27 protein-coding genes and 1 tRNA gene are annotated in these 25,538 nt (G+C 59.9%); 26 read left to right on the plus strand and 2 right to left on the minus strand.

The window, feature by feature from the left end; genetic code table 11:
* The 23 genes from AC1RMF_RS01660 (at nt 1) to AC1RMF_RS01770 (ending at nt 20,092) form a co-directional block, all read left to right on the plus strand.
* On the plus strand, nt 1-978 hold the full coding sequence (locus tag AC1RMF_RS01660) for an acetyl-CoA carboxylase carboxyltransferase subunit alpha (RefSeq protein ID WP_342617884.1): 978 nt from the start codon (nt 1-3) through the stop codon (nt 976-978).
* Nucleotides 979-990: 12 nt separating this feature from the next.
* Nucleotides 991-1,965, plus strand: coding sequence for a tRNA lysidine(34) synthetase TilS (gene tilS / locus AC1RMF_RS01665; protein WP_493139048.1), 975 nt, complete (start codon nt 991-993; stop codon nt 1,963-1,965).
* Between the two features lie 4 nt (nt 1,966-1,969).
* Complete coding sequence (locus AC1RMF_RS01670) at nt 1,970-3,250, plus strand: aspartate kinase (RefSeq protein WP_493139050.1); 1,281 nt, start codon at nt 1,970-1,972, stop codon at nt 3,248-3,250.
* 25 nt (nt 3,251-3,275) lie between these two features.
* Nucleotides 3,276-3,368: transfer RNA gene (locus AC1RMF_RS01675), tRNA-Ser, on the plus strand.
* Nucleotides 3,369-3,500: 132 nt separating this feature from the next.
* Nucleotides 3,501-3,752 (plus strand): hypothetical protein, encoded by a 252-nt coding sequence (locus AC1RMF_RS01680; protein ID WP_493139052.1) that lies wholly within the window; start codon nt 3,501-3,503, stop codon nt 3,750-3,752.
* A 111-nt stretch (nt 3,753-3,863) separates the two neighbouring features.
* The gene (locus tag AC1RMF_RS01685; RefSeq protein ID WP_493139054.1) at nt 3,864-4,415 is read left to right on the plus strand and encodes a pilus assembly FimT family protein; all 552 of its coding nucleotides are present in this window, start codon (nt 3,864-3,866) and stop codon (nt 4,413-4,415) included.
* On the plus strand, nt 4,408-4,875 hold the full coding sequence (locus AC1RMF_RS01690; protein ID WP_493139056.1) for a prepilin-type N-terminal cleavage/methylation domain-containing protein: 468 nt from the start codon (nt 4,408-4,410) through the stop codon (nt 4,873-4,875). The genes AC1RMF_RS01685 and AC1RMF_RS01690 overlap by 8 nt, the downstream gene beginning before the upstream one ends.
* A gap of 2 nt (nt 4,876-4,877) precedes the next feature.
* Complete coding sequence (locus AC1RMF_RS01695; protein WP_493139058.1) at nt 4,878-5,735, plus strand: prepilin-type N-terminal cleavage/methylation domain-containing protein; 858 nt, start codon at nt 4,878-4,880, stop codon at nt 5,733-5,735.
* Nucleotides 5,732-6,142, plus strand: coding sequence for a hypothetical protein (locus tag AC1RMF_RS01700; protein WP_493139060.1), 411 nt, complete (start codon nt 5,732-5,734; stop codon nt 6,140-6,142). Before AC1RMF_RS01695 ends, AC1RMF_RS01700 begins: the two co-directional genes overlap by 4 nt.
* A 46-nt stretch (nt 6,143-6,188) precedes the next feature.
* Nucleotides 6,189-7,961 carry a GspE/PulE family protein gene (locus AC1RMF_RS01705; RefSeq protein WP_493139062.1) on the plus strand — a complete coding sequence of 591 codons (1,773 nt, stop codon included), beginning with the start codon at nt 6,189-6,191 and terminating at the stop codon, nt 7,959-7,961.
* A 5-nt stretch (nt 7,962-7,966) separates the two neighbouring features.
* A complete protein-coding gene (locus tag AC1RMF_RS01710; protein WP_493139064.1) occupies nt 7,967-9,205 on the plus strand; it encodes a type II secretion system F family protein in 1,239 nt (412 codons plus the stop codon).
* A 2-nt stretch (nt 9,206-9,207) separates the two neighbouring features.
* The gene (locus AC1RMF_RS01715; protein WP_493139066.1) at nt 9,208-9,684 is read left to right on the plus strand and encodes a hypothetical protein; all 477 of its coding nucleotides are present in this window, start codon (nt 9,208-9,210) and stop codon (nt 9,682-9,684) included.
* Between the two features lie 144 nt (nt 9,685-9,828).
* On the plus strand, nt 9,829-10,221 hold the full coding sequence (locus AC1RMF_RS01720) for a type II secretion system protein (RefSeq protein WP_493139068.1): 393 nt from the start codon (nt 9,829-9,831) through the stop codon (nt 10,219-10,221).
* Between the two features lie 45 nt (nt 10,222-10,266).
* Complete coding sequence (locus AC1RMF_RS01725; protein WP_342617870.1) at nt 10,267-10,551, plus strand: hypothetical protein; 285 nt, start codon at nt 10,267-10,269, stop codon at nt 10,549-10,551.
* The gene (locus AC1RMF_RS01730; RefSeq protein ID WP_493139070.1) at nt 10,548-11,264 is read left to right on the plus strand and encodes a class I SAM-dependent methyltransferase; all 717 of its coding nucleotides are present in this window, start codon (nt 10,548-10,550) and stop codon (nt 11,262-11,264) included. The genes AC1RMF_RS01725 and AC1RMF_RS01730 overlap by 4 nt, the downstream gene beginning before the upstream one ends.
* A 14-nt stretch (nt 11,265-11,278) precedes the next feature.
* Nucleotides 11,279-13,459: an O-linked N-acetylglucosamine transferase, SPINDLY family protein gene (locus AC1RMF_RS01735; protein WP_493139072.1), complete on the plus strand. Its 2,181-nt coding sequence runs from the start codon at nt 11,279-11,281 to the stop codon at nt 13,457-13,459.
* A gap of 251 nt (nt 13,460-13,710) precedes the next feature.
* Nucleotides 13,711-14,691, plus strand: coding sequence for a pilus assembly protein PilM (gene pilM, locus AC1RMF_RS01740; RefSeq protein WP_493139074.1), 981 nt, complete (start codon nt 13,711-13,713; stop codon nt 14,689-14,691).
* A 9-nt stretch (nt 14,692-14,700) separates the two neighbouring features.
* A complete protein-coding gene (locus tag AC1RMF_RS01745; RefSeq protein WP_342617866.1) occupies nt 14,701-15,387 on the plus strand; it encodes a PilN domain-containing protein in 687 nt (228 codons plus the stop codon).
* Nucleotides 15,384-16,034 carry a type II secretion system protein M gene (locus AC1RMF_RS01750; protein ID WP_342617865.1) on the plus strand — a complete coding sequence of 217 codons (651 nt, stop codon included), beginning with the start codon at nt 15,384-15,386 and terminating at the stop codon, nt 16,032-16,034. The genes AC1RMF_RS01745 and AC1RMF_RS01750 overlap by 4 nt, the downstream gene beginning before the upstream one ends.
* Nucleotides 16,031-16,390, plus strand: a complete 360-nt coding sequence (locus AC1RMF_RS01755; protein WP_342617864.1) for a hypothetical protein — start codon at nt 16,031-16,033, stop codon at nt 16,388-16,390. Before AC1RMF_RS01750 ends, AC1RMF_RS01755 begins: the two co-directional genes overlap by 4 nt.
* Nucleotides 16,387-18,105: a secretin GspD/PilQ domain-containing protein gene (locus tag AC1RMF_RS01760; RefSeq protein ID WP_342617863.1), complete on the plus strand. Its 1,719-nt coding sequence runs from the start codon at nt 16,387-16,389 to the stop codon at nt 18,103-18,105. The genes AC1RMF_RS01755 and AC1RMF_RS01760 overlap by 4 nt, the downstream gene beginning before the upstream one ends.
* Nucleotides 18,105-19,010 carry an ExeA family protein gene (locus AC1RMF_RS01765; protein WP_342617862.1) on the plus strand — a complete coding sequence of 302 codons (906 nt, stop codon included), beginning with the start codon at nt 18,105-18,107 and terminating at the stop codon, nt 19,008-19,010. The genes AC1RMF_RS01760 and AC1RMF_RS01765 overlap by 1 nt, the downstream gene beginning before the upstream one ends.
* Nucleotides 19,007-20,092, plus strand: a complete 1,086-nt coding sequence (locus AC1RMF_RS01770) for a hypothetical protein (RefSeq protein ID WP_493139078.1) — start codon at nt 19,007-19,009, stop codon at nt 20,090-20,092. Before AC1RMF_RS01765 ends, AC1RMF_RS01770 begins: the two co-directional genes overlap by 4 nt.
* 22 nt (nt 20,093-20,114) lie before the next feature.
* Here the strand turns inward: AC1RMF_RS01770 and AC1RMF_RS01775 are convergent, their stop codons facing one another.
* On the minus strand, nt 20,115-20,576 hold the full coding sequence (locus AC1RMF_RS01775; protein WP_342617860.1) for a DUF192 domain-containing protein: 462 nt from the start codon (nt 20,574-20,576) through the stop codon (nt 20,115-20,117).
* 243 nt (nt 20,577-20,819) lie between these two features.
* Here AC1RMF_RS01775 and icd point away from each other — a divergent pair, with 243 nt between their 5' ends.
* The 3 genes from icd (at nt 20,820) to clpA (ending at nt 24,998) form a co-directional block, all read left to right on the plus strand.
* Nucleotides 20,820-22,079 (plus strand): NADP-dependent isocitrate dehydrogenase, encoded by a 1,260-nt coding sequence (gene icd, locus AC1RMF_RS01780; protein ID WP_493139080.1) that lies wholly within the window; start codon nt 20,820-20,822, stop codon nt 22,077-22,079.
* A gap of 157 nt (nt 22,080-22,236) precedes the next feature.
* Nucleotides 22,237-22,599 carry an ATP-dependent Clp protease adapter ClpS gene (gene clpS / locus AC1RMF_RS01785; protein WP_342617858.1) on the plus strand — a complete coding sequence of 121 codons (363 nt, stop codon included), beginning with the start codon at nt 22,237-22,239 and terminating at the stop codon, nt 22,597-22,599.
* A 77-nt stretch (nt 22,600-22,676) separates the two neighbouring features.
* On the plus strand, nt 22,677-24,998 hold the full coding sequence (clpA, locus tag AC1RMF_RS01790; RefSeq protein WP_493139083.1) for an ATP-dependent Clp protease ATP-binding subunit ClpA: 2,322 nt from the start codon (nt 22,677-22,679) through the stop codon (nt 24,996-24,998).
* Between the two features lie 37 nt (nt 24,999-25,035).
* On the opposite strand, the gene AC1RMF_RS01795 is transcribed toward clpA, so the two are convergent.
* Nucleotides 25,036-25,524 (minus strand): DUF1499 domain-containing protein, encoded by a 489-nt coding sequence (locus tag AC1RMF_RS01795; protein ID WP_493139086.1) that lies wholly within the window; start codon nt 25,522-25,524, stop codon nt 25,036-25,038.
* Nucleotides 25,525-25,538 lie beyond the last annotated feature (14 nt).

The following is a 25,538-nucleotide window of genomic DNA, read 5'->3' on the forward strand; positions in this document are numbered from 1 at the left end:
TTGGCCAAAAGAACTTTTTTGGATTTCGAGCAACCGATTGCAGAACTGGAAACCAAAATCGAGGAGTTGCGCTACGTGCAGAACGAATCTGCAGTGGACATTTCTTCCGAGATTGATCAACTGGCCAAGAAAAGCCAGCAGCTCACCAAGGACATCTACAGTGACCTCACGCCCTGGCAGATCACCAAGATTGCCCGGCACGCTGAGCGTCCCTACACGCTGGACTATGTGTCCGAAATCTTCACCCATTTCGTGGAGCTGCACGGCGACCGGCATTTTGCCGACGACCTGAGCATCGTGGGGGGGCTGGCCCGCTTCAATGGCACACCTTGCATGGTGATAGGCCAGCAAAAAGGGCGCGACACCAAGGAGCGCGGTCTGCGCAACTTTGGCATGAGTAAGCCCGAAGGCTATCGCAAGGCGCTGCGTCTCATGAAACTGGCCGAGAAGTTCAAGCTGCCGGTATTCACCTTTGTGGACACGCCTGGTGCCTACCCCGGAATTGACGCCGAAGAGCGAGGCCAGTCCGAGGCCATCGGGCGCAATATATTCGAGATGGCGCAGCTCGAGGTCCCGATCATCACCACCATCATTGGCGAGGGCGGCTCTGGTGGCGCACTGGCTATTTCGGTGGCTGATCAGGTGGTGATGATGCAATATTCCATCTACTCCGTCATCAGCCCCGAAGGTTGCGCTTCCATCTTGTGGAAGACCTCCGACAAAGCCCAGGAAGCGGCTGATGCGCTGGGAATTACGGCGCACCGTCTGAAGGCCTTGGGTCTGGTTGACAAGATCGTCAATGAGCCCGTGGGCGGTGCCCATCGCGATACCAAGCAGGCCGCGGCTTTCCTCAAGCGCGCACTGGCTGACGCCTACCGGCAGCTGGCCGACCTCAAGGTCAAGGAATTGCTGGATCGCCGCTATGACCGCCTGCAGAGCTACGGCCGCTTCACCGACACCAAAGCGGGCAGCAAGTAAGCTGCACCTGCCATGACGCAATCGCTGCAGCAGGCGATGCGTGCCTTTGACCCGGCGCTGCCCTTGGGGGTGGCGCTCAGTGGTGGAGCAGATTCCACCGCGTTACTGATCCTGTGTGCCCGCAAGTGGCCAGGACAGGTGGTTGCACTGCATATCAATCACGGTTTGCAGGAGGCTGCCAAAGATTTTCACGCGCATTGTCAGCAGTTGTGTGAGTCGCTGCAGGTGCCGCTGCGTGTGAAATCAGTCAATGCTGCCAACGATCCCGGACAAAGCCCGGAAGACGCTGCACGCATTGCGCGCTACCAGGGCTTGGTGGAGTTGGCAGCGGAGGGCGAAACACTGCATTCCATCGCGGTCGCTCAGCATGCGGATGATCAAGTCGAAACCCTGCTGTTGGCGCTGAGCCGGGGTGCCGGCTTGGCAGGCTTGAGCGGGATGCCGTTGCACTGGGTGCGCAATGGAGTCGACTTCTATCGACCGTTGTTGGAAGTGCACGGCGCAGTGATCCGCGCTTGGCTGGAGCAGGAACACATCCGTTTTGTGACGGATCCGACCAATGCAGACGAGCGCTACACCCGCAACCGCATCCGCAAGAATTTGCTCCCGGCATTGCAGGATGCGTTTCCCTCGTTTCGCGAGACCTTTGCCCGTAGCGCACGCAATGCCGCACAGGCGCAGGAATTGCTGGACGAGATTGCGTCGCAGGACTTGCAGCAGGTCTTGCGCGAGCGCGATGGACGCCCCATCATCGAGTCACTGCAACGGCTGAGCGAAGCCCGGCAGGCCAATGTCTTGCGCCATTGGCTCAAGACCCGCTTTGGAGTCATTCCTGCCGCTGCGCAGTTGCAAGAGCTGCAAAGCCAGATTGCGGCATGCACCACGCGCGGCCACCGCATCCACATCAAAGTCGGCTCTGGTTTTGTGGAGCGCAGGAGGGAAGTGCTCGATTGGTACAATCCAAAGGTTTTGCCCCACTCCAATTGATTCAATGGCTTTGATTGTTCACAAATACGGCGGCACGTCGATGGGTTCCACGGAACGCATCCGCAATGTCGCCAAACGCGTCGCCAAATGGGCACGCGCCGGTCACCAGATGGTGGTGGTTCCTTCCGCAATGAGCGGTGAGACCAACCGTCTCCTGGGCTTGGCCAAAGAGCTGGCCCCCGCCAAACCCGGCGAGGCCTATGGTCGCGAACTCGACATGCTGGCCGCCACTGGCGAGCAGGCTTCCAGTGCCTTGCTGGCCATTGCGTTGCAGGGTGAGGGCATGGAGTCAGTGAGCTATGCCGGATGGCAAGTTCCCATCCGCACCAACAGCGCCTATACCAAGGCACGCATCGAGTCCATCGAGGACGCCAAGGTCCGCGCCGATCTGGCCGCAGGCAAGGTGGTCATCGTCACCGGATTCCAGGGGATCGACGACGGCGGCAACATCACGACACTGGGGCGCGGCGGCTCAGACACCTCCGCGGTAGCAGTGGCTGCGGCCATGAAGGCCTCTGAATGCCTGATCTATACCGACGTGGACGGCGTCTACACCACCGACCCGCGTGTGGTGCCTGAAGCGCGTCGCCTGAAGACCGTGAGCTTTGAAGAGATGCTGGAAATGGCGTCCATGGGTTCCAAGGTTCTGCAAATCCGCTCGGTCGAATTCGCCGGCAAATACAAGGTCCCACTGCGCGTGCTGAGCAGCTTTACGCCCTGGGACATCGACATCAACGAAGAGGCCGCATCCGGCACATTGATCACCTTTGAGGAAGACGAACACATGGAACAAGCCATTGTTTCCGGCATTGCATTCAACCGCGATGAAGCCAAAATCTCCATTCTGGGCGTGCCCGATACCCCCGGCATTGCGTACCAGATCCTGGGCGTGATTGCCGACGCCAACATCGATGTGGATGTGATCATCCAGAACGTCAGCAAAGACGGCAAGACCGATTTCAGCTTTACCGTCAATCGCGGCGACTATGCCAAAGCGGTTGATTTGCTCAAGACCGCTGTGCTGCCCAAGCTGGGCGCCAAGGAAGTCATTGGCGACACCAAGATCTGCAAGGTTTCCATTGTCGGCATCGGCATGCGCAGCCATGTGGGGATCGCTAGCAAAATGTTTCGCGCCCTGAGCGAAGAGGGCATCAACATCCAGATGATCTCCACCTCGGAAATCAAGACTTCTGTGGTGATCGACGAGAAGTACATGGAGCTGGCTGTGCGTGCGCTGCACAAAGCTTTTGACCTGGACCAGCCCGCCATCACTGAAAACGCTTGAAGTCGTGCGATAATTCGCACCGCCAGGAAACGTGACCGAGTGGCCGAAGGTGCTCCCCTGCTAAGGGAGTATGGGGTGTAGAGCCTCATCGAGGGTTCGAATCCCTCCGTTTCCGCCAAATGCAAAAGCCTGAGTTCCAAGTGAGTGATTCACACGGAACCCAGGCTTTTCACTTTGTGACACCCTTTCGGTGGCAATCTTATTGGCTCTGTCGTACCCTGCAGGTCTATCAACACCAAGGAGTGCTGCCATGACCAAGATGCTGGAAGTCACCATCAAGCTTTTCATCCATGCTCCTGACGACTGGGAAATCCACAAGACGTCGGAGGCAACAGACGTCATCAAGCTGCCCAATGGTCAATATCTGGACATGACATTCGCCCCCATGCTTGCGCATGATCCAGAGCAGGAGTGGACTACTGACGGTACGGATGAGCTCACCGAGGAACTCATCGACTTGGTCGACTACGAAGAGGTCACCTTCGAGTTCATTGGACACTAATAGTCCCCGGGAGGCAGGACGAAGCCCAGAGAGGCACGGTGCTTCAATTATGATGGCTTGCCCCTAACACGGAGGGCAGGCTGTTCGAATACCGAGGCGTGATGAGGGACCGTGCAAAACAAACACCAGATGATCCGGAAGACCTGCAGATTGCGCTTTGGCAGCCAGCGCGTGGTGTACCCGTCGATGTTTGTTCAGCATGGCTTTACTTTGATCGAACTGGTCATGGTGCTGGTTGTAACCGCTGTGCTCGCGGCCATGGCCATGCCCAGCTTCAACAGCGTGACCGGTTTCAATGCGCGTGGCTTTCACGACCAGACCTTGGCCTATCTGCGGTTTGCCCAAAAGACCGCGGTCGCACAGCGGCGCACCGTTTGCGTGAGCTTCACCAGCAGTTCTGTTGCCCTGGATATCGCAGCGGCCAACGGCGCAAGCAACTGCGTCTCGGCGGGAACATTGACCGGGCCTCTGGGCGAGACCCCCGCAGTACTCAATGCAAAGTCGGGTGTGGCCTACAGTGCGACCCCGACAGCGTTCAATTTTGACGGTCTGGGCCAACCCATCACTGCGGGTGGGGCGACCCAGGCCAGCCAAACCATTCAGGTCAGTGGCGTAGGCAGCTCGATCACGATTGAATCCGGCACGGGGTACGTCCATGAATAGGCGCCGCAGCCGTGGATTTACCCTAATCGAGCTGATTATCTTCATTGTGGTAGTGGGCCTAGCCATGGCGGGCATATTGGCTGTTTCGAACACCGTGGTGCGCTCCAGTGCCGATCCCCAGGTGCGCAAACAGGGGCTTGCCATTGCGCAGTCGCTGCTGGAGGAAATCCTGCTCAAGGAATACAGCAAGCCTGCAGGAAGCACAGTGTTGGGGTTTTCGGGCGGTGGCTCGCGCAATCTGTATGACTGTGTCAGCGACTACAACGGCTACGTCACCACCACCGGCGTTGTAGACGCCAGCGGTAACGCCGTCACTGGACTGGGGGGCTACAACCTGTCACCCGCGGTATCCGTCACATCCGCGTCGTTGGGTTCCGTGGCAGCCTATCGTGTCGTGGTGTCGGTCACCAGCCCGCAGGGCGATGTCATTTCGCTCACCGGCTACCGGGGGAATTACTAGCGATGCGCGCGTTTCCCCGTTTGGCACAGAGACAGCTGGGATTCACCCTGATCGAGTTGGTGATTGTGATCGTCATACTGGGTGTGGTCAGCGCCATGGCGGCCGTCTTCATGCGCGGACCAATCGATGCCTACTTTGCCGTGGCGCGGCGCGCAGCGCTCACCGACCTCACCGACACCGTGTTCCGGCGCCTGGAACGGGACGTGCACAAGGCCTTGCCCAACTCCGTGCGCACACCGGCAACGGCCGGGGCCAATCAGTGTCTGGAGTTCATCCCGACCAAGACTGGCGGACGCTACCGGGCCGACGGTACGTCGTCTGCGCTGACCTTCAATGCGGCGGATACGCTATTCAACATGCTGGGGCAGAACAGTCTGTTGCCTAATGACCAGCGCATCGTCGCCGGGGACATCATCAGCGTGTACAACCTGGGGCCCATGGTGAGCGGGGCAGATGCCTACAACCAGGACAACACTTCGGTGGTGACTGCGGTGGGCACCGAATTCCAGAACACCACACCATACACCGGCTGGGAAACGCCGCTAACCATTGCCAACAAGCAGTTTCCGCTGGAGTCCGGCGGCAGCCGTTTTCATGTGATTCCGGCGGCGGAACATATCGTCTCCTACGTGTGCAGCGGCAACAAGCTCTACCGCACCGTAAACGCAACCAGTTTCACCAGCGCCTGTCCTGCAAGTGGTTCGGTCATTGCCAACAATGTGAGCTCCTGTTTTTTCGACTACAGCGGCGATGATCTTTCCCGCAATGCCCTGTTGCGCATCGTGCTGCAGGTGAGGGACAGCAGCGGCAATGAGTCGGTGCAGATGCAGCAGGAAATTCATGTGAACAACACGCCATGAAGCGCAGAGTCCATTTCCAGTCAGGTTTCGCTGCGATTGCCGCCATCATTGTCCTGACCGTGCTGGCAGGCATGGGGGCGTACATGGTGAGCTTCTCCAATACACAGCAACTGGGTTCGGCGCAGGACATGCAGGGCACACGCGCGTATTGGGCGGCGCGAGCGGGGCTGGAGTGGGCGTTGGGTGCGGTGACGGCCAACAGCACGGTGTGCCCAACCGCGTCCCCGGCAACCGTGGATACCGGCAACGTATTCGACCTGAACGTGACCTGCAACATGCAGACCTACCCGGAAAACGGCGTGACGGTGACCATCTTTTCGTTTCAGTCCATTGCATCCAGCGGTACCGTGGGCTCCATCGGGTATGTGGAGCGCAGTGTTTCAGCGTCCTACGAGGTGCCGCGATGAAGACCCCCGTGCTATCATTTTTTCCAAACCGCACAAGGAATTGCGCATGAACTTGGCCGCCACAGCGCTTGGCACGCCCGCTGCACCCGAAGCTCCCCGTCCCGTACCCGGGCGTCCGGAGAAGCTGCGTCTGGGGGATGTGTTGGTTCAGCAGAAGCTGATTTCGCAGGAGCAACTGCAGCAGACCCTGGACCTGCAGCGCACCACAGGCAAGAAGGTTGGCCGCCTGCTCATAGAAACCGGCATCATCACCGAAGAGCTGCTCGCCAACGGCCTGGCGCGCCAGTTGCGCATTCCATTCGTCAACCTCAAGACCTTTCCATTTCGTGCTGACGTGATCAAGCTGCTGCCTGAGTCCGTGGCTCGGCGCTTCAAGGCGCTGGCATTAGAGGACAAAGGTGATGTACTGCTTGTCGCGCTGGCCGACCCGCTGGACCTGTTTGCCTACGACGAGCTCACCCGCATCCTCAAGCGCAATATCGCCATTGCCGCGGTGCCGGAAGGCCAGTTGTCGGCCGCCTTTGACCGCCTCTATCGCCGTACCGAAGAAATCAGCGGTCTGGCGCGCGCCCTGGAAAAAGACCTGGGCGATGCAGTGGACTTCGGCGAACTCACCGCCTCGGTCGGCACCGAAGGCGCGCCCGTGGTGCGCCTGCTGCAGTCGCTATTTGAAGATGCCATGCAGGTGGGGGCTTCCGACGTGCACATCGAGCCGCAGGAAACCAGCCTGCAAATCCGCGTGCGTGTGGATGGCGTGTTGCAGGTGCAGACGCAGGCCGACAAGCGTATTGGTGGCGCCCTGGCGCAGCGCCTCAAGCTCATGGCCGGGCTGGACATTTCGGAAAAGCGGCTGCCCCAGGATGGCCGCTTCAGCGTGCGTCTGAAGGACCACACGATTGACGTGCGTCTGTCCACCTTGCCGACCAATTACGGGGAGTCCGCCGTCATGCGCTTGTTGGTGCAGGGCGCCGGCATGCGCCGCCTAGACAGCATTGGCATGCCAGAGGCCATGTTGGCGCGCTTTCGCGATCTGCTGGGCCGCACCTCCGGCATGGTGCTGGTCACCGGTCCTACCGGTTCCGGCAAGACCACCACGCTGTATGCCGCGCTGGCGGAAGTGAATGCCGCCGAGCTCAAAGTCATTACCGTGGAGGACCCGGTCGAATACCGCCTGGCCGGGCTGACGCAGGTGCAGGTCAACGACAAGATCGAACTCACCTTCGCCAAGGTGCTGCGCTCCTGCCTGCGGCAGGATCCGGATGTGATTCTGGTGGGCGAAATGCGCGATGCCGAAACGGCAGAGATCGGTTTGCGGGCCGCCATCACAGGTCACCTGGTGCTGTCCACGCTGCATACGCGGGACGCCATCAGTACCCCGTTTCGTCTGCTCGACATGGGTGTGCCCGCGTTCATGGTTTCCACATCATTGCAGGGCGTGATTGCCCAGCGTCTGGTGCGGTTGAACTGCCGTGAATGCAGCGCCCCGCACAAGCCTACGGCGCAGGAGGCTGGCTGGCTCACCGGCATGCTGGCCGATGGGGAAAACATACAGCCCAAACGCGGCTTGGGTTGCTCGGCATGCAACGGCACCGGCTATGTAGGTCGGCAGGGCGTATATGAGTTGTTCGAAATGGACGCGGTGCTGACCCAACTGGCGTCACGCGCCGATCCGGGCGAATTCATGCGCATCGCGCGCGACCGTATGAAGGGGCAGACCATGGCCTTTCATGCACTAGAGTTGGTGCGTCAGGGGCGAACTTCGCTGGCCGAGGCCATGCGCATCGGTTTCGAAATCGATGCCGCTGACTTGGAAGACTGAGCCGGATGCCTACCTACACCTGGCGCGGTCGCAATTCCCGCGGAGAGTCCGTCACGGGCGAACTGGAAGCGATGACCGAAAGCGGTGTGGCAGACCAGTTGCTGGCCACCGGCATTGCGCCGGTTCACATCGCCGAGGCAAAAGTCGCCAAGACCGAGCAGGGCGAGGGCCTGCTGGCCCGGTTGAACCGCAAACCGGTGGTGGTGGATGACCTGATGATTTTTTCGCGCCAGATGTACACCCTCAATAAGGCCGGGGTGCCTATCCTGCGCGCCTTTGCCGGCTTGCAGGCGTCGGCCACCAAGCCCGCCATGGTGGAGCTTTTCAAGGACATTCGCTCCAGCCTGGACCAGGGGCGGGAATTGTCGGCCTCGCTGGCGCGGCATCAGGACTTGTTCGGGAACTTCTATATCTCCATGGTGCGCGTGGGCGAGATGACAGGCCGTTTGACCGAGGTGTTTCTGCGGCTGAACGAGCATATGGAGTTCGAGCGTGATGTGCGCGAGCGCATCAAGCAGGCCATGCGCTACCCGACCTTTGTGATGATCGCAATGGCCCTGGCCATCGTGGTGCTGAACATCTTTGTGATTCCGGTATTTGCCAAGGTGTTTGCCGGCTTCAATGCGCAGCTTCCTTTGCTCACGCGCGGCTTGCTGGCGTTTTCGGGTTGGATGGTGAGCTGGTGGCCGTTGCTGATCGCACTCACCATAGGCGCCGTGGTGGCGGTTCGCGCGTACCTGCGAACGCCGCAGGGGCGCTACAGATGGGATGCCCAAAAGCTCAAACTGCCCATCGTAGGCGACATCATTCTGAAGGCTACGCTGTCTCGATTTGCGCGCAGTTTTGCCCTGTCCAGCCAGAGTGGCGTGCCACTGGTGCAGGCGCTGACCGTGGTGGCGCAGACTGTGGACAACGCCTTCATAGGAAGCCGCATCGAGCAAATGCGCGATGGCATTGAGCGGGGCGAGAGCATTTCCCGTTGTGCCACGGCAACCGGCGTATTCACTCCGGTGGTGCTGCAGATGATCAACGTGGGTGAGGAAACCGGCGAGCTGGATAGCCTGTTGTTCGAGATCGCCGAAATGTATGAGCGCGATACGGACTACGCCATCAAAGGCCTGTCTGCCGCCATCGAGCCCATCTTGCTGGCCGTGATTGCATCCTTGGTGCTGTTGCTGGCGTTGGGCGTCTTCTTGCCGCTATGGAACCTGGGCCAGGCCGCCATGGGCAAGGGGGGCGGCTAGGGATGCAGCGCAATTTCACGCGCAGGGCGCTGGAGTGGGGCCTTTTGGCCGCGGTGATTCTGGCGCTGACGGGTTACTTTTTTCGAGAGTTTCGGCTGGTGCAGGCGCAAGGGGAATTGGCAGCTGTCAAGTCCACGCTGGGATCTCTTCGTACGGCGTTGCTGCTGGACTTCCTGCAACGTGAAGCCAAACATACCGGCGTCGATGTGGCGATGCAGCGCAATCCGTTTCTGCTGCTCGATCACCTTCCGGGCAACTACGTCGGCGTGCTCGACAGCAGCAAGGGCCAGTCCGTTCAGGCCGGAACCTGGGTATTTGATTCGTACTGCGTATGCATCGGCTACGAGCCATTGAATACCCAGGGTCTGAATACACAGGAATATGCCCCGGCCATGTGGTTTCGCATCAGTACGCCACCGGGCCCGCTTCAGATCAACGCTACGCAAAACTACCAATGGGCGGGGCAGCTCGTTAAATGATGCCGCATACGCAACAGAACTTTGACTCAGCGCAGAAAAGTTTGGCCTGTAAGGTAGTGATTAGCTAAAAGTCAGTATCATTTATAGCAATGTGCAGGTAGCCGCCTGGGCTGAATCAAACTACATACTTGGAAGGCGAACATCATGGGCAAAGAGCAACGCGGTTTTACGCTGATTGAGTTGGTAATGGTCATCGTGATTTTGGGCGTATTGGCTGCAGTCGCATTGCCTAAGTTTGTCGATCTGAGTTCCGATGCCAAGAACGCAGCCATTACCGGCGCTGCTGGTGCGTTGTCTTCGTATGCATCGATCAATTACGCCGCTGCACAAGCCAAGAATACCCAATCCATAGCGGTTTCTGGCGCAACCCCAGCCAACGCACTTACGGCCGGTATGGCGACATGGGATAGTGCTTTTCAAATTTCTTCCCAAGGGTCGTGCGGCACAGTAGCGGGTGCAACGGCTGGCGTAACGTTGACTCATAGCAAGGGTACGTCTGCCAACTCCGCCGTCGCAACCATCGTGTGCACTGGCTGATGTCCTCTGGGTGCGCCTGCGGTGCACCCCAAAATGGGGGCCAACGTGAGTAAGTCTGCTGCGGTCGCCGCCGCTTTGCTGGAAGCCTTTTTCCGATCGGTTCCGGCCAATCGCAAGAAGCGCATTACCGATGGCGAATGGGCCGGGGCATTGCATGCCTTTCACAAGGAAGCCATAGCCATTCGCAAGCAGTTTGGACTGGGCCCTTTGGGGCGGGCGTTGGCAACCTACCAATTCCAGAAGAAACTGCTGGCCGCCGGATTTGACGCGGCCACTGTTCGCAAAGTTGTTTTCTCCCTGGTACTCAATGCATTTGTTTCCAGCACATGAGTGTCTGGAGCGGATGGATCGTGCGTCGCATTGAGAGCTGGTTTTCCAGCTTCCAGAGGCGCCATGATTTGTTACCCGTTGTCACTGCAGTTGCACCCAATGACGGCAATAAATTGCTGCTGCACGTGGGTTGTGGTCACGCTACTTTGGCCCATATTCCAGTTGAGGGCTTCCATCGCCAGGGCTGGAAGGAATTGCGTCTGGACGCGGATGCAACGGTGCACCCGGACATTGAAGCGACGATGACCCACATGGTCAGCGTGGGTAGCGGTTTTGCCGACGCCGTCTACTCTTCGCATGGCCTGGAACACCTGTACTGGCACGATGTGCCCAAAGCTTTAGCCGAATTCTGGCGCGTGTTGAAGGACGATGGCTTCGCTGTGATCACTTGTCCGGATGTGCAGGCCGCGGCTGCCATGATTGCGCAAGACCGCATGTTCGAACCGGCTTACGAGTCGCCCTCCGGAACCATTACTCCCTTCGACATCTTGTACAGCTACCGGCCCTTTGTGGAGCAGAACCCGCAATGGATGTCACACCACTGCGGTTTTACCTTGAGCACGCTGACTCAGGTGCTACGTGAAGCGGGCTTTCCCATGGTTGCGGGTTTCAGGCGTCCAGGCGCTTTCGATCTGTGGGTGCTGGCGAGCAAATCGCAACGCTCAGAGGGTGAAATGCGCACGTTGGCAAAAGACTATTTGGTCAGCATCTGAGCGAGGCACATAGCATGCGCCTCCTTGCACGTTGGGTGTCACGCTGGCTGGAGAGCCGGGGCTTGGGCCATGTTGCAGATGCCGTGGATCAAAGAGGGGCCTCCGCTGGCGACGCGTCTGCCTTGCACGCCATGGCCAAGCGTGCTTTGGGCCGCAGTGACCACCTGCAGGCGATAGCGCTTTTGCGTCAGGCCATTGCTGTCAACCCGAAGGCGCCAGACATCTGGTGCAGTCTGGGCGCGGCCTGTCGCCATGGCGGCGCCTTCGAGGACGCCCGTGCGGCCTATGAGCAGGCACTGGCACTTAAGCCCGATTACCCCGAAGTGCTCAGCAACCTGGGGGAATGGCATATCGCCAACGGGGAGCCCGAAGCGGCCTTGCCCTGGTTGGGGAAGGCCTTGCAGATTGCTCCCGGTTTCTTCCAGGCGCGTATCAACCAGACGGCGGCGTTGTTCGAGTTGGGGCGCTTTGAGCAGGCCCGCCAGATCGCAGAACAGATAGTGAATGACGAGCCTGCCAGCGCGGAGGCCTGTCTGAACTTGGGCAATGTGCTGGTGCATACGGGCAAGACCAAGCAGGGTATCAGGCAATACCAAAAGGCGCTGGAGCTGCAGCCGCACTATGCCGAAGCGCACTTCAATCTCTCTTCCTTGCTCGGTTCCAAGGAAGACCTGGCCCTGGCCATTGGCTACCTCAAGCGCCGGCTGGAAGAGCGCGGGGACAGCGTGCAGAACCTGGGCATGCTGGCGTCTGCCTACCAAGCCGCCGGTCAGTTGGAAGAATCGGAGCGGTTGTGCCACCGGATCCTGCAGCGCCAGCCAGACAATCTGACAGCGCTGATCACGCTGGGCTCCTGCCTGAGCAATGGCGGGGATTCGGCGGCTGCAGCTGCGCTATACAAACGGGTGGTGGACAGCGACCCGACCCAGGTGGCCATGGGCTCCAACATTCTGTTTGAGTACAACAACGTTTATGCCGTGGGACGCGAGCAGCTATTTGCGCTTCACCGCGCGTGGGCCCAGCGTTTTGAGAAGCCCGTGCTGGAGCTGCCGGACTTTGCCTCATACGACCGCGATCCACAACGACACCTGCGCATAGGCTATGTTTCTGGAGATTTCATCCGTCACCCCGTGGGCTTTTTGTTGCGCGATGTTTTGCAGAACCACGACAAGCAGCAGTTCTCGGTCCACTGTTTTTCCATGGTGATCCGGTCCGAGGACGTGCTGCCGGAGCTGCGCCAGGCGGCTGACAGCTGGGATGACATCTTCTTCCTGTCGGACGAAGAAGTGGTCAAACTGGTGCGCGAGCAGCAGATCGACATCCTGGTGGACCTGTCGGGTCACACCGCCTTTCACCGGCTGCTGGCATTTGCTCGCAAACCAGCGCCGGTGCAAGCCGAATGGATTGGCTACTTTCACTCGACCGGGCTGGAGTCCATCGACTACTTCATCACTGACCCCGTGACTTCGCCGCGTGGTAGCGGGCAATTGTTCAGCGAGGTTCCGGTGCACCTGCCGCATACCCGCTTTTGCTATGGACCACCCGATTACGCGCCCGATGTGTCGTCCTTGCCGTCACGCGCCAATGGGTACATTACTTTTGGCTCTTTCAACCGCCTGCCCAAACTCACCGACGAAACAGTGCAAGCTTGGAGCCGTATTTTGTTGGCATTACCTCACAGCCGGTTGGTCATCAAGAGCGGGGCGCTTTCAGATGCCGCTGTCAGCAGACGTGTGCGCCAACGCTTTGAGCAGCAAGGCATCGACTTTGCTCGCCTGCAATTGCGCGAGGGCTCCAGTCACCGTGACATGCTAGTGGAATATGGCGACATCGACATTGCGTTGGACACTTTCCCTTTCAACGGCGGAATGACCACGCTGGAGGCGCTATGGATGGGTATACCGGTAGTGACACTTGCGGGGGACACAGTGGTATCGCGGCAGACAGTATCGGCGTTGGCCAATCTGGGGCTAAATGCAGAGCTGGCCTTTGCAAGCGTTGATGCCTATGTGCATGGCGCAGTGAAATTGGCGTCAAACCCGCTGCGCCTCGCACAGTTGCGGCAGAGTCTGCGTCCGTTGATGATGGCCAGTCCGTTGCGCGACGCTCGCCAGTTCACGCAGGATCTGGAGGCGCTGTTTCGCCGCATGTGGTCGGCCTGGTGCCAGGGAAGCAAGCTACCCTCGGACCTTTAGCTGTGCGGGTACTGCCTGCGCATCGTGATCGCAAACCGTGGAGTCAACGCAAAAAACGCGCACCGTCGCCCGTTTAGAGGGGCAATAGCTATTATTATGTGAGCAAGCCAGCCAAGCCCTCGGGGTTGGGCTTGGTGAACTAGATAAATCTGTACCCAATTCCGCATTCGAGGTAGTTCCTGAAAATGCAGTGGCCCTGGAAACGAGCTAGCTCGAAAGACCAACTAATCGTTTCGTGGTCCGCGCAGCAATTGGCGTATGTACAAGCCACCAGGGAAAGCGGGAGCCTGGTTGTAAAGCGCATGGGCGTGGAGCAGCAGGGGAGTGACAAGCTCAAGGATTTCACTGACCGGCTGATCGCCAGTGGCCTGGGCAACAGCAGCGCAATGGTCATGCTCAGCACAGAGCAATGCATGTTGCTGCAAATTCCCGCACCCGCCGTCCCACCTGAAGAATTGCGTTCCGCAGTGCGTTACCAGATACGCGACATGGTGGACACCCATATCGATGACCTCACGCTGGATGTGCTGATGGTGGGTGATGGCCAGGACAAGAGTGCCGGTCAGGTCTTTGTGGTGGCGGCCCTGAATGCCGTGGTGCGCGAAGCCATGCAACTGGCCGAAGCCATGGAGTTGGATTGCCGCGTCATCGATGTGCAGGAGATGGCCCAGCGCAACCTGCAATCCGCGTGGGCCAAGTCTTCCGGTCTGGCCGATCGCGCCACGGCGGCCTTGGTGATCGTCAACGAAAAGCAGGCGCTGTTTACCATCAGTGCACGGGAAGAGCTGTATTACAGCCGCCGACTGGACCTGCCCGCTGGCTTCTTGGCCATGCAGTGGCATAGTGATGTGCACCAGGCAACCGCCGCACTGGATGCCTACACCCCAGTGGGCGAATACGTTCCCGACTACGGGAGCCCGGCCAGCGGATTCGGGGCGGATGACTCCACGCTGGGTGGTAATGACCGCGCGCAACGCTTTCTGGTCGAAGTCCAGCGCTCTCTGGATTTGTGGGACCGCACCTGGACCAGCCTGCCGATGGCGGGCGTGGCGGTATGTGCAGGTAGCCGCTCGGCGGATCTGGCGGATTGGCTGAGCCGTGGACTGGGACAGACCGTGGCCGTCATGGATCCAGCGCAGATGTTCGACGGGGTTCCGGAGCTCAACGATCAGGAGCGCATGCAATGCCTGCCGCTGCTGGGACTGTTGTTGCGTGTCGAAGGATCCGGCTGAAGTCAGACCATGCCCCAGCAAATCAATCTCTGTACCGCAGTTTCCGCCCCGCAGCGGCAGCGCTTTCCTGCCTCCGTGATGGTGGCTTACCTGGTTGCCAGTCTGGTGCTGCTTGCGCTGGTGTCGGGTTTCTGGCTCTGGAGTCTGGACAGCTCGGCAAAGACCTATGAACAAACACTGGAGCTGCAGGCGCGCGAAATCAAAAGCCTGCAGGCCGCCATTCAACGCGGGCGCGCCGCCGCGAGTCCGGTGGACCCGGCCCTGTTGCGCGAGGTGCAGGATCAGCGTGCTTTGATTCAGCAGCGTGAAAACATGCTGCAGCAAGTGAGCCAGGGCTTGTACCAGCCGGGTGGCAGGCACTCGGACCGTCTGCAGCTGCTGGCACACAGTATCCCGGCGGATACCTGGGTCACCCGTGTCAAGGCGGATAGGGCGGTTTTTGAAGTGTCCGGCTACACGCTGGATACCAGCAGCCTGAACGATTGGGTAACGCGACTGGGCCAACATCCTTTGATGCAAGGCCTGAAGCTGGACACCGTAGCCGTAAACCTGGTGCCGGAAGCCACCGCGGCAATTGCCAAGGCGGCTGCATCCGCGCCGGCCGCTGCGGCCCGACCCATGTGGACCTTTACGCTGCTCAGTGCTGCCCCTGCAACCGGCGCAGAGGCTTCCTCTCCCACAGGAGCCAAGCCATGAAGCAACAATGGCAGGAACTGCTGGCGCGCGTGGACGCACTGAGTTTGCGGGAGCGCGTGTTTCTTTTTCTTTCGGTATTTGTCTGTGTGCTGGCGGGCGCCGACTTCTTCTGGTTCACTCCGGCGACGGTCGCACACCGCCAGCTGCTGCAGCGCTTTTCTGCCCAAAGCGCCGAACTCGATCGGCTGCGCAACGAGTTGCGCGTCAGCGGCGTACCCAGCGACCCGAGCAAGGACGCCCGGGACGAACTGCAAAGCGCCAAAGCGCGTGTGCAGGAGCTCAATGCACAGATCACAGCCCTGGCGCCAACCGACACCAAGGGGCCGGCTTTGGAACTGGTACTGCAGCGCCTGCTACGCCGCCAGGATGGTTTGACCTTGGTCAGCCTGGATACGATGCAATCTGCCAACGCGTCCGGTAGCAATGGCGCAGCCGCTTCAGCGTCTGCCGCGAATGCCGGTGATGCAGCCGTCTCCAAGCGCGGGTTGGTGCTCAAGGTCACGGGGCCCTATGGCGAACTGGTGAAATATGTGCAGGCGTTGGAGTCAGCCCTGCCGGGTCTGCGTTGGGGGACCATGGAGCTCAAGACCGACAAGCGTGGCAACGAATTGACATTGCGCGTGTATGCCGTGGGAGTACAGCTGTGAAGACTCTCAACCTGGCAAGATGGCTGGCCGTTGCATTGGCGTTGCTTGCAACGTCGCTGTGCGCGCAACAGCGAGACCCAACGCAACCTCCACCCGGATTTTCCGATGCTCCCGTAGCGGACAAGGGCAAGGCTGACCTGCCCGTCGTGGACGGCGCTGCCATCGTCACGCGCAACGGAAAGCCTTTCCTGGTTTCGGGGACCCGACTCTACGCGGCGGGCCAGTCGATCGGCCCGTACAAGATCGAGCGCATCACCGAAACCGAAATCTGGCTGCGCCAGGGTAAAGAGCTTCGCAAAATCCAGAGATTCAACGGCATCGAGCGCCACACTGCCACCGAAAGGCCCACTCCATGACCCCACCTTTTTCGCACGCACTGTGCGTTGCCTGTCTGCTGTCCCTTGGCTTTCTGGGCGGTTGTGCCAATGACCACGTGTTGCGTACCCCCGATGTGAGCGCAGCCATGCGGGCCGACTTGCCGGTCGCGGCGCCCAAGGCGCCACCGGTCGTACCCGCGCAGGTGAGCGAAGCGCTGGCTGAGCCCGCACCTGCACCCGTCAAACCTGCGCCGGAACCACGGCTGGATCTGCTGGTGAGCAACGCGCAGGCACGCGACGTGTTTCTGGCCATCGTGGCCGATACGCGCTACAGCATGCTCATGCACCCGGACGTAACGGGCACACTGTCCGTCACCCTGCGTGGCGTCACTGTGCAGGAGGCGCTGGAGTCGATCCGGGATGTCTACGGCTACGACTTCAAGATCGAGGGACGCCGCATCACGATTTACGCGCCCACCCTGCAAACCCGCATCTTCACCGTGAACTATCCCAATTCGCCGCGGTCCGGCACCAGCGAAATCCGGGTTTCAGCAGGCGGTTCGCAGATGACCTCGACCAGTGCCGGCACATCAACAAACGGCGGATCTTCATCAACCACCACCCAGCAGGCCGAGAGCAGCAAGGTATCCACCACCAGCAAGACGGACTTCTGGTCCGAGCTGACCGGTGCTGTCCGGGGTATCGTGGGAAATGGCGATGGACGCAACGTCATCACCAGCCCGCAGGCCGGCATCATGGCTGTGCGTGCCATGCCGGATGAGTTACGCCAAGTTGAGAAGTTTCTCAAGGCTGCGCAGATCGCCGTGGAGCGTCAGGTCATGCTGGAAGCCAAGCTGGTGGAAGTGGAGTTGCGTGACGGCTTTCAGAGCGGCGTGAACTGGGGCGCTTTTGCATCTGGTGTTGATGGCACTTTGGCTGTCGGTGTGCTGGGTAGTGCTGTCAACAGCACCAACGCCTTGCTGCAAGGGGGCGCTACCGCAGTCAGCGGGGTGGTTTCTGCTCCGGCCGTTGCAGCAGGCGGCGGCCTGTTCGGCCTGGCCTTGCAGACCAACAGCTTTGGCGCCGTGCTGGGCTTTCTGGAAACCCAGGGCGACGTACAAACCCTGTCCAGCCCACGCGTGGCCACGCTGAACAACCAGAAGGCGGTGCTGAAGGTCGGGACTGACGCGTTCTACGTCACCGGCGTCTCAGGCGGCTCCAACACCACTACAGCGGCCAGCTCCACAGGCACGACAACGACATTGCCCACGGTCAACCTGACGCCGTTCTTTTCCGGCATTTCGCTGGACGTTACCCCCCAGGTGGACGATGGTGTCAACATCACGCTGCATGTGCACCCGGCAGTGACATCTGTGACCGAAGTGTCCAAGCAGATTGACCTGGGTTCGGTGGGCTCCTACAAGCTGCCGCTGGCATCCAGCGCCGTGAACGAAACCGACACGCTGGTGCGCATTCAGGACGGGCGCATCGTGGCCATCGGTGGGTTGATGCAGATGGATTCCACACGCAATGTTTCGGGCGTGCCCGGTACGACCGGAAGCGCGTTTGCGGCCCTGTTCGGCAACAAGCTGTCTTCGGGGCGCAAGCGCGAGGTCATTGTGCTGATCAAGCCCACCATCATTCGAAGTGCCGAGGACTGGGAAGAACAAAGTCGTAAGGCACGGTTGGCGCTAGAGGATATGGACGACGCACGGGCCCGCGTGATCCAACTGGACGGCAACTCCGCAAAGTAATGTATCTGGGGCATTTTTCGCTGCGGGAAGCGCCTTTTTCCATCACACCGGATACCGACTTTTTCTATCCGCACGAAGGTGCGCAGGCCACGCTCAATATGCTGCTGGTTGCCCTGCGTAGCGGCGAGGGCTTTCTCAAGGTAGTGGGAGAGTTGGGGTGCGGCAAGACAGTGCTGTGCCGTCAGTTGCTCAAGACATTGCAGGGCGAGTTTGTCACCGCCTACATTCCCAACCCCGACATGGGTCCTGACGATTTGCTGCTGGCGCTGGCTGATGAGCTGGGCGTGCCCATAGGGCAGCCGGTGCAGCGCCACCAGATCATGAATGGCATAGGCGCCTGCCTGGTGCAGAACGCACGCCAGGGCAAGCGGGTGGTGGTGTGCATCGATGAGGCACAAGCGATTCCGGTGCGCACCGTGGAAAGCCTGCGCCTGCTGTCCAATCTGGAAACCGAAAAACGCAAGCTGCTGCAGATCGTGTTGCTCGGACAACCCGACCTGGACAGCAAGCTGGAGAGGCCGGAAATTCGCCAGCTGCTTCAGCGCATCACCTTTAGCGAATACCTGGGCCCCATGCCGCTGAAGCATGTGCCGGTGTATCTGGCGCACCGCCTTGCAACGGCGGCGCTGGACGCAGACCGTGTTGCGGATGTGTTCACCCCCGAGGCCGCCACTGCCATCGCCCGCGCCAGCGGCGGCGTGCCGCGCCTGATCAATGTGCTGGCACACAAGTGCCTGATGCTGGCCTATGGGGAAGGGGAGTCCGAAGTCAGTCTCTCGCATGTACGGCTGGCCGTGGCTGATACACCGGGACTCAGGCGGCCGGCACCCTGGTGGCGGCGCTTGCGCGCCGTCTGGATGCGCAGACCGGGTGTGCTGCGGGATGCCAATGGGGGTGCACTGTGAGCGTCATCAACAAGATGCTGCGCGATCTGGACGCGCGCAACCACACCGATGGCAGTGCGACGCACGGAATGCAGGACGGTTCGGGCGCCGCAACGGCCAGTCGGGGCGTGGCCGCATTGCCGGCTGTGGCACGAGCCACCCCGGCGCCACGCCTGCTGCTTGCGGCTGGCGCGGTGGTCGTGTTGGTTGCAACGATGTGGTGGTGGCTGCGTAGCGCCCCGGCCCCCGAACCCCACCTTTCGACGCCAGTGCCAAACGCGCTGTCGCAGCCATCAGTTTTGAATGCTGTTGACACGCAAGCGTCAGCTACGCCTCCTGCACTGGTGCAGGCAACACAGCCGGAAGCGCCTGCAAAGTCTGCAGTCAAGGCGCCAGCTCCCGTGCAGCGCGCACAACGGTCCAACGTCGTACCCGCCACACCACCGGATGCGCCATCCAAAGCCGCAGCGGTCGCCGCGATCAAGCCTGCCGCGCCAACGCCTTTGCCGTCGGGTGCAAGCAGTGGTGCCGTGTCGCCCGCGGTGACAGCACCCGCGATTGCGGCAGAGCCCGCGGCTACTGGCAGCCGCCAATTGCAGGCCGGGCGCGAGGCGCTGCTGCAGGCACAGGTCTTGTGGAATTCCGGTTCGCATGACGCGGCGATCGACCTGCTGCAACAGGCCTTGAGCGTGGTCGAACGTTCGGTGACCGCGTCCGCAGGTCAGGCGCAGACTGCGCTCATGGCTTCACTTGCGCGAGAGCTGGGGCGCATGCTGGTGGCCAACGGCCGGCCGGCTGCTGCCATCGATCTGCTCAGCCGTCTGGAACCCACGCTGGGCCGGGAGGCCGATATCTGGGCTCTGCGGGGCAACGCCGCGCAGCGGCTGGGTCTGCATCAGGACAGTGTCAACGCCTACGCCATGGCCTTGCAATTGCGGCCCAATGAGCCGCGTTGGATGCTGGCGTCTGCCGTCTCCCTGGCAGCCATGGGGCAAACTGCGAATGCTACGGAAATGGCAACCAAAGCCAGTGCGCTGGGGCCCGTGAGCAAGGAAGTGCAGGCCTATCTGCGCCAAGCCGGGGTGCGACTGGGCGAACCCTGATGCTGGCGCTTGCGCAAGATGCCTAGTTGGCGCCTTCCTGGGTGAAGATCTTGCCGTTGAGCTTGCTGCCGGCCTTGATGCCTTTCTTGGCAAACCAGCCTTGGTTCATCTCCAGCACATAGCGGACCGGCCTGAGCGAGCAATGGGAGTCCGTGGTCTGCGGCTTCATGTCTTCCAGGTTCACGATGGTGCCGTCATCCGCAACAAATGCCGCAGTGAGTGGCAGAACGGTGTTCTTCATCCAGAAGCACTGCTTGCTGGGCGCCTGAAACACAAAGATCATGCCCTCGTTCTGGGGCATTTCCGAGCGGAACATCAGGCCGATCTGGTGCTGTTCCGGTGTCAGGGCCACCTGGGTATCGATCTGGTGGATACCGGCGGACAGGGTGATACGCTGCAGCTGCGTTTGCGGCGTTCCCTGCGACCATGCCGGAGCGGCGAAACACAGGACCAGGGAGAGGCAAGCGGTGTAAATGGATTTCATGGCGCTATTTTGAAGCATGTCCGCTTGGCGCCCGTGTGGTCCGGTCAGGTTCACCGTGACTTTACAAATACCGGGCGGCCAATTCGAAGTTGCAGGAGCTTGATGCAGGTCTAAAGGCGCCCGCGAAGTGCAAGGCATTGCCGTGAGTGCACCATACATTGCGGATAATATGGCTCAGCGCATTGTCTTGTGGTGCCACACAGGTGCTCCAACAAGATTCCCCATCCACGGAGACGGTTATTCATGTCCAGCTACCAGCATATCCAAGTTCCTGCCCAAGGCAGCAAAATCAGTGTCAACGCGGACATGTCCCTGAATGTTCCCGATGAACCCATCATTCCGTACATCGAAGGAGACGGAACCGGGCTGGACATCACGCCGGTGATGCTCAAGGTGGTGAATGCTGCCGTTGCCAAGGCCTATGGCGGCAAGAAAAAGATCCACTGGATGGAGGTCTATGCTGGCGAGAAGTCCACCCGTGTCTACGGCCCGGACGTCTGGCTGCCGGAAGAGACGCTGCTGGCGCTGCGCGAATACGTGGTTTCCATCAAGGGCCCGCTGACCACCCCGGTTGGTGGAGGAATCCGGTCGTTGAACGTGGCCTTGCGCCAGGAGCTGGACCTGTATGTGTGCCTGCGTCCGGTGCAGTATTTCAAGGGCGTACCGTCCCCGGTCAAGGAGCCCGAGAAAACCAATATGGTGGTGTTCCGCGAAAACTCGGAAGACATTTACGCGGGTATCGAATACGAAGCCAAGAGCGACCAGGCCAAGAAGCTGATCAAGTTCCTGATGGAAGAAATGGGGGTGAAGAAGATCCGCTTCCCCGACACGTCCGGCATTGGCGTCAAGCCCGTGTCCATCGAGGGAACCGAGCGCCTGGTGCGCAAGGCCATCCAATACGCCATCGACAATGACAAGCCCAATGTGACCATCGTGCACAAGGGCAACATCATGAAGTTCACCGAAGGGGGCTTCCGCGACTGGGCCTACGCCCTGGCCAAGCGCGAATTTGGCGCGCAACCCATTGATGGCGGCACCTGGTGCCGTTTCAAGAATCCCAGGACGGGCAAGGACATTGTCATCAAGGACGTGATTGCCGATGCCTTCCTGCAGCAGATCCTGACCCGCCCCGCGGACTACTCGGTGCTGGCTACGCTCAACCTGAATGGCGACTACATTTCCGACGCTCTCGCGGCCCAGGTGGGCGGCATTGGCATCGCCCCCGGTGCCAACATGTCCGACTCGGTGGCCTGTTTTGAGGCCACCCACGGTACCGCTCCCAAGTATGCGGGCAAGGACTATGTCAATCCCGGCTCCGAAATCCTTTCGGCCGAAATGATGTTGCGCCACATGGGCTGGAAAGAGGCGGCCGACCTGATTCTGCGGTCCATGGAAAAAGCCATCCTGAGCAAGAAGGTGACCTACGACTTTGCCCGCCTGATGGAGGGGGCTACCCAGGTGAGCTGCTCCGGCTTCGGGCAGGTCATGATCGACCAGATGTAAACCACATCCCGGCCGCTCATCGCGCGGCAGGCAAAAAACCGCAGCTGGATTGAAGGTCTTCTGCGGTTTTTTCGTTCCTGTGTCTTGATTGCCACAAGAATGTCACCAGATCATGACTGTGATGCAGTCTTTGAGGGTGATCGATAGAATCGAAAGCATGGCAACTAAAAAACCTGAAACCCCACCTCCCAACCCGGTACGCGTGCCGGATCGGGATGATAGTGATTCGGTGGTGCTCGAGCGGGTTCCCCTGCGGGTCAAGCCGCCCGGTATGTACCAGGTGGTCATGCTCAACGATGACTACACCCCCATGGAGTTTGTGGTGGTGGTGATTCAGGAGTTCTTCGGAAAGGACCTGGAGGCTGCCACGCAGATCATGTTGAAGATTCATCTGGACGGTAAAGGCGTGTGCGGCGTGTATTCCAAGGATGTGGCAACCACCAAGGTGGACCAGGTCCTGGATGCGGCGCATAAAGCGGGGCATCCGCTGAAATGTTTGGCCGAGCCGGTTGAATTTTGAGAAGAACCCCAGACCTTGCAACTCTGTCGTTCAAAACGGTTTACAGTTAATCATCAACGCAAGGCAAAGGAAACCACATGATTGCCCAAGAATTGGAAGTTAGCCTGCACATGGCGTTCGTGGAGGCGCGTCAGCAACGCCACGAATTCATTACCGTGGAGCACCTGCTGTTGGCTTTGCTTGATAACCCCAGTGCTGCCGAAGTGTTGCGCGCCTGCTCGGCCAACATCGACGACCTGCGCAAATCGCTGGCCAACTTCATCAAGGACAACACGCCCCAAGTGGCGGGTACCGACGAGGTGGATACGCAACCCACACTGGGTTTCCAGCGCGTGATTCAACGCGCCATCATGCATGTGCAAAGCACCGGCAGTGGCAAGAAGGAAGTGACTGGCGCCAATGTGCTGGTGGCCATCTTCGGCGAAAAGGATTCCCATGCCGTGTATTACCTGCATCAGCAGGGTGTGACACGACTGGACGTGGTCAACTTCATTGCCCACGGCATCAAGAAGAGCGACCCGCCCGAAGCTACCAAGTCCAATGATGCACCCAGCGAGTCGGAAGAGGGTGGTGGCGAGAAGAACGAAAAATCTTCTCCGCTGGAACAGTACACCGTCAACCTCAATCAATTGGCCAAGGAAGGCAAGATTGACCCGCTGATCGGTCGCGAGTACGAAGTGGAGCGCGTCATCCAGATCCTGTGCCGCCGTCGCAAGAACAATCCTCTGCTGGTCGGAGAGGCGGGCGTGGGCAAGACCGCCATCGCCGAAGGTCTTGCATGGCGCATCACCCAGAACGACGTGCCGGAAATCCTGGCCGAGGCCGTGGTGTATTCGCTGGATATGGGTGCGCTCCTGGCTGGTACCAAATACCGTGGCGATTTTGAGCAGCGCCTCAAGGGTGTGCTCAAGGCACTGAAGGACAAGCCACACGGCATTTTGTTCATTGACGAGATCCACACCCTGATCGGTGCGGGCGCTGCTTCCGGCGGTACGCTGGATGCGTCCAACCTGCTCAAACCAGGTCTGAGCTCTGGCCAGCTCAAGTGCATTGGTGCGACCACATTCTCCGAATACCGCGGCATCTTTGAAAAAGACGCGGCGTTGTCACGCCGTTTCCAGAAGGTGGACGTGGTGGAGCCTACCGTTGAGCAGACCGTGGAAATTCTCAAGGGGCTAAAGTCCCGCTTTGAGGAGCACCACAACGTCAAGTACGCGGTGGCTGCTCTGCAGGCCGCTGCTGAACTGAGCGCCAAGTACATCAATGACCGTCATCTGCCCGACAAGGCCATTGACGTGATTGACGAGGCGGGTGCCGCACAACGCATTTTGCCGGCCAGCAAGCGCAAGAAGACCATTAGCAAGACCGAGGTCGAAGAGATTGTGGCCAAGATTGCCCGCATTCCCCCGGCCAATGTGTCCAACGATGACCGCGGCAAGCTCAAGACGCTGGAGCGCGATCTCAAGAACGTGGTGTTCGGTCAGGACAAGGCGCTCGACGTGCTGGCAGCGGCCGTCAAGATGGCCCGCTCCGGACTCGGCAAGGGCGACAAGCCGATCGGCTCATTCCTGTTCAGCGGACCGACAGGCGTGGGCAAGACCGAAGCTGCCAAGCAGCTCGCCTACATCATGGGCATTGACCTGATTCGCTTTGACATGAGCGAGTACATGGAGCGCCATGCGGTGAGCCGTCTGATCGGTGCGCCTCCCGGCTACGTGGGCTTTGACCAAGGCGGATTGCTGACGGAGGCGATCACCAAGAAACCGCATGCGGTGCTGCTGCTCGACGAAATCGAGAAGGCACATCCGGACATCTTCAATGTGCTGCTGCAGGTGATGGACCACGGTACCTTGACGGACAACAACGGACGCAAGGCAGACTTCCGCAACGTCATCATCATCATGACGACGAATGCGGGTGCCGAGACCATGAACAAGGCCACCATTGGCTTCACCAATCCGCGCGAAGCGGGCGACGAGATGGCAGACATCAAGCGCCTGTTTACACCGGAATTCCGCAACCGCCTGGATGCGTTGGTGAGCTTCAAGGCGCTGGATGAAAACGTCATCCTGCGCGTGGTGGACAAGTTCCTGCTCCAGCTCGAAACCCAGTTGGCCGAGAAAAAGGTGGACGTTACCTTCACCGACAAGTTGCGCAAGCATCTGGCCAAGAAGGGCTTCGATCCGCTCATGGGTGCACGACCGATGCAACGTCTGATCCAGGACACCATCCGGCGTGCGCTGGCAGACGAGTTGCTGTTTGGTCGCCTGACCGACGGCGGTCGCCTGACGGTGGATCTGGACGACAAGGACGAAAGCAAGACCGAAGTGTTGCTGGACATCCAGCCTTTGCCCAAGAAGGAAGGCAAGTCCAAGCCGGAGGAAGCTACCGCAGGCTGATCCAATACTGCGCCATGCGGCGCAGGCCAAACAGGGCTCAGTTCTTCTGGAACTGGGCCCTTATTTTTTCAATGCGCTTGCGGTTGACACCCAAGTCCGACGCGCCCAGTCGGCTGGCGGAGCGAACCTGAATGACGTGTGCACTGCGGTCCAGCCAGAATTCCACGTCGTCTGTAAATTTCAAAACAGCGGTGGTGCATTGGACATACAGGTAATCTGCCTGCTGGGTGACAACGGTGGTGCGATCCATGCCCTTCAACAGGGTCGCCAGCCGGGCCATGGCCGCATCTCCGTCGCCGGTATATCCCAAGGGCGCGATGCGCGCATAGTCCCGCTGCGGATGGTTGGGGTACAGATCCGCCTGACTGGAGACGCTGTTGGGCGTGGAGGAGGGCGGTTTCAGTTTGCCTTCGCGCACGCCCAGATCGGCGGGCATGCGGCCTTTGAGCAAACCCAGTTGACCCACCAGCACCACGGCTGCGGCCATCAACAAGATGAAGAGAATTCCAAATCCCAGGACTTTCACAGGTATTCCTCGCA

Source organism: Rhodoferax sp. GW822-FHT04A08 (assembly GCF_058801025.1).

Coding starts and splice junctions, on each gene's coding strand:
- tilS (WP_493139048.1), top strand. CDS start 991: ATGACGCAATCGCTGCAGCAGGCGATGCGTGCCTTTGACCCGGCGCTG.
- AC1RMF_RS01670 (WP_493139050.1), top strand. CDS start 1,970: ATGGCTTTGATTGTTCACAAATACGGCGGCACGTCGATGGGTTCCACG.
- AC1RMF_RS01680 (WP_493139052.1), top strand. CDS start 3,501: ATGACCAAGATGCTGGAAGTCACCATCAAGCTTTTCATCCATGCTCCT.
- AC1RMF_RS01690 (WP_493139056.1), top strand. CDS start 4,408: ATGAATAGGCGCCGCAGCCGTGGATTTACCCTAATCGAGCTGATTATC.
- AC1RMF_RS01695 (WP_493139058.1), top strand. CDS start 4,878: ATGCGCGCGTTTCCCCGTTTGGCACAGAGACAGCTGGGATTCACCCTG.
- AC1RMF_RS01700 (WP_493139060.1), top strand. CDS start 5,732: ATGAAGCGCAGAGTCCATTTCCAGTCAGGTTTCGCTGCGATTGCCGCC.
- AC1RMF_RS01705 (WP_493139062.1), top strand. CDS start 6,189: ATGAACTTGGCCGCCACAGCGCTTGGCACGCCCGCTGCACCCGAAGCT.
- AC1RMF_RS01710 (WP_493139064.1), top strand. CDS start 7,967: ATGCCTACCTACACCTGGCGCGGTCGCAATTCCCGCGGAGAGTCCGTC.
- AC1RMF_RS01715 (WP_493139066.1), top strand. CDS start 9,208: ATGCAGCGCAATTTCACGCGCAGGGCGCTGGAGTGGGGCCTTTTGGCC.
- AC1RMF_RS01720 (WP_493139068.1), top strand. CDS start 9,829: ATGGGCAAAGAGCAACGCGGTTTTACGCTGATTGAGTTGGTAATGGTC.
- AC1RMF_RS01730 (WP_493139070.1), top strand. CDS start 10,548: ATGAGTGTCTGGAGCGGATGGATCGTGCGTCGCATTGAGAGCTGGTTT.
- AC1RMF_RS01735 (WP_493139072.1), top strand. CDS start 11,279: ATGCGCCTCCTTGCACGTTGGGTGTCACGCTGGCTGGAGAGCCGGGGC.
- AC1RMF_RS01745 (WP_342617866.1), top strand. CDS start 14,701: ATGCCCCAGCAAATCAATCTCTGTACCGCAGTTTCCGCCCCGCAGCGG.
- AC1RMF_RS01750 (WP_342617865.1), top strand. CDS start 15,384: ATGAAGCAACAATGGCAGGAACTGCTGGCGCGCGTGGACGCACTGAGT.
- AC1RMF_RS01760 (WP_342617863.1), top strand. CDS start 16,387: ATGACCCCACCTTTTTCGCACGCACTGTGCGTTGCCTGTCTGCTGTCC.
- AC1RMF_RS01765 (WP_342617862.1), top strand. CDS start 18,105: ATGTATCTGGGGCATTTTTCGCTGCGGGAAGCGCCTTTTTCCATCACA.
- AC1RMF_RS01775 (WP_342617860.1), bottom strand. CDS start 20,576: ATGAAATCCATTTACACCGCTTGCCTCTCCCTGGTCCTGTGTTTCGCC.
- icd (WP_493139080.1), top strand. CDS start 20,820: ATGTCCAGCTACCAGCATATCCAAGTTCCTGCCCAAGGCAGCAAAATC.
- clpS (WP_342617858.1), top strand. CDS start 22,237: ATGGCAACTAAAAAACCTGAAACCCCACCTCCCAACCCGGTACGCGTG.
- clpA (WP_493139083.1), top strand. CDS start 22,677: ATGATTGCCCAAGAATTGGAAGTTAGCCTGCACATGGCGTTCGTGGAG.